This window comes from Capnocytophaga sp. oral taxon 332 str. F0381, from assembly GCF_000318275.2.
In the GTDB taxonomy this organism is placed as follows: Bacteria; Bacteroidota; Bacteroidia; order Flavobacteriales; family Flavobacteriaceae; genus Capnocytophaga; species Capnocytophaga bilenii.
The window spans coordinates 1-2956 of the sequence record NZ_KB291283.1 but is presented as its reverse complement, the minus strand read 5'-3'; the positions used below and the strand labels follow the sequence as shown (position 1 = coordinate 2956).

Below are 2956 nucleotides of genomic sequence, written 5' to 3'. Positions count from 1 at the left end.
TGCAAATATATGAAATTATTTTGACACCTCAATTTTATTATTTATTAAGCATCTCTTTGAGCATTACTATTTGCTCTTTGAGGGAAGCTATAGTTTCTTCGTATTGAGCTATTAATTTTTCGGGAATTTGATTCAAATGATATTCTCCATTACAAGTACCAGAAGAATTATTATTGATGTTGAACACTTTTTTATCATCGAAGCCTAAAACTTTCATCGGGTCTACTTGTAGAATAGCACATATTTCGTTGAGGCGCGTAATGGTAAGTTGCGTCTCTCCTGATTCAATTTTTGAATAAGCGCGCGTAGAAATTCCTAACTGAGCAGCGACAAATTCTTGAGAAATTCTTTTTACTTCTCGTGCTTGCTTTATCTTTACTTCTGGTTGTTCAATCATCTTAATACCATTTTAATAATCAGCAGGCAAAAGTATAAATAATTTTCCTATTAAACAAAAAAAGCTGCTGAGCATCTCGCTTAGCAGCTTTTTATTATCAAAATTAATTTCTAAAACACATCAGAAATGTGTTTCATACTGTTCTTTGTTGATGTCTACAAAGTCACCTTGACCTATCTTTTTGATGATATTGGTCACAAAACCTTTCATCTGTTCAAAAAATCTCAAAATTGCATTTATGCCGCTACATTTTGGCAAGTCTTAAGACTTTTCTAAATTTGATTATACTGATAATCTATTTAATCATCACTCTTTAGTTCAAAATAAGAAATATAAATTCAAAATAAGAAATATAAGTTCAAAATAAGAAATAATAAGTGTTGTATATCTTTTTTATTCGTGGTATTTTTGCCCTGTTTAATTCATAAAGTTTCAAATAATGAAAAGATTATCAACATTTTTCACGGTGCTTTCACTTATAGCACTTACGATTATCGGTTGCTCCAAAGACGATGGAGGGAGCGACAACAACGGCAATAACAGTGGCAATGGCACTGGGAACAGCAATACTGGTCAGACTGTAGCAGCTATTACGCCCGACTTTCTCAACGGAACGTGGTCACACGTAGAATTTGAGTATGACGGAGTGAAGTTCTCTAACAATGCTAACCACCAAACTGAATGGAATTGTGTTAAAAAAGGGTCTTTTGTTTTTACCAAAAATCAAGTTACTCTTATCACCAATCAGTATGACGATGAAGACAATACTTGTACTGAAAATCGAGGTACTTTTAATTATACAGTAGAAAATGGCAAGGTTTATCTTGTAGTTCAAGGGAAGAAAGAACTTTTAGATATTACTAAAGCAGGGGATAACATCGTAGTTTCAATAAAAGATGAAGATGGTAAAACTACTAAACGCACCCTTACTAAAACCTCTTCTAATAGTACAGCACCAGCTGCGAAAAAAGCTACTGCAAAAATCACTGTATCAGGAGTTACTAATGGAATAAAAGTAATCGTAGCTAATAGTACTTTTAAATCAAGCCACGTAGCTGTAAAAGAGGCTACTGTAAGCAATGGAACTGCTACTATTGATGTATCAGAATATATAGGTAGAAAGCTGTATTTCATTGTACAAAAAGACAATGAATATCTTTCTACTGAAGTAGAAAAAACAATTGCAGAAGGCGATAATACCATCGCTCTTACAGCTACTGCAAAGGATTATACTGTAAAGATAAAAGTAGTAAACAATGGTACTGCTGTAAGTGGTAAAAAGGTGTATGCTGCTGATTCTTATACTTTTCAAGCTCTCAGTTATGGACTTAAAACGGGTAATGGCAATGAAAATCTTTTAACTTCTACTAAAAATGCTACTACCAATGCACAAGGTATAGCTACTTTCAGCGACTTCCGTCCTACATACAACAATCAAAAATATACATTTTTTGTAGTTACTTCTTCTTCACCTTACTACAAAGAAGTAGAACTCGCTATTGATGGTACTGCTAAAGAAAGTACTATTACTCTTGCTGGAAGCCAAGCACAAACAAAAAAAGTAAATGTTGAATTCTTTGTAAGAGATAGTAATGAATACCTAAACAATGTAAAAATAACTATTGAAGGGCAAACAAAAAGCACTAACACAATAGGTAGTGTTAAAGGTTATGTAGTTTTTGAACTTGAACAAAACAAAAGTTTTAGCTATACTGCTACTACCCCTTGTGGTCATACTAAAACAGGTAGTTTTACTACTAATGCTTATAGCAATATAGTCCAAGTAACCCTCAACACTACTGAAAACTGTAATAACCAAGCAAAAGGAACACTTATCATTAAAAACAATTCTAAAAATCCATATACTGTAAAAGTAGGAAGTAGTACTTTTGTAATGGAAGGAAAAACAACAAGAACTTTTGAGGTAGCATTAAAAACTTATACCGTAAGCTGGAAACAAAACAGTGGTTATGCTTTTTATCCTACTGAAGGCTCTTACGATGCTGAATTTAGTAGTAACAACAGAGAAATTACAGTTTCTTTCCCCTAATCAATTTTGTAACCAATTAATTTTCATAAACCAATGAAGAAATTTTTAATGTACACAACAGTATTGTTACTTACAGCAATCACCACATTTGCGTGTAGTAAAGACAAGGATGAAGACAAAGCAACTTCTGCTACTATTCAATTAGTAGACCTCTTAGGTAAACCTGTAAAAGGAGTGAGAGTATACGCTTACGATCAAGATACTTGGAATATGATAGGCGATGAAACATTTCACGCTACCTTCCAAGTAGTTTCTGATGATGCAGGTAACGCTACTTTTACCAATCTTGATAAAGGAACGCAATTCACAAGTGTTAATAATGAGACCAATACTTTTACTTTTTCAGCACACTATACACTTAACAATAGTAGTAAAACAAAAAGAGTTTCTATTACTTTGAAAAAAGGAGATAATAAAACTGAAAAGTTGGTACTCAACTAAAACGATAAAAAGCTGCCCTAAAGCAGCTTTTTTTATTATTGAGGTGTCTATTTAATTACATACTAATT

At 32.7% G+C, this 2956-nt stretch carries 3 protein-coding genes; 2 read left to right on the top strand and 1 reads right to left on the bottom strand.

What is annotated here, in order from left to right; genetic code table 11:
* Nucleotides 1-37: 37 nt before the first annotated feature.
* Nucleotides 38-397: a helix-turn-helix domain-containing protein gene (locus HMPREF9075_RS03700; RefSeq protein ID WP_009415166.1), complete on the bottom strand. Its 360-nt coding sequence runs from the start codon at nt 395-397 to the stop codon at nt 38-40.
* 439 nt (nt 398-836) lie between these two features.
* On the opposite strand from HMPREF9075_RS03700, the gene HMPREF9075_RS03695 reads away from it, so the two are divergent.
* A complete protein-coding gene (locus HMPREF9075_RS03695; RefSeq protein ID WP_009415164.1) occupies nt 837-2447 on the top strand; it encodes a hypothetical protein in 1611 nt (536 codons plus the stop codon).
* A 33-nt stretch (nt 2448-2480) separates the two neighbouring features.
* Nucleotides 2481-2888, top strand: coding sequence for a hypothetical protein (locus HMPREF9075_RS03690; RefSeq protein WP_009415163.1), 408 nt, complete (start codon nt 2481-2483; stop codon nt 2886-2888).
* Nucleotides 2889-2956: the final 68 nt, after the last annotated feature.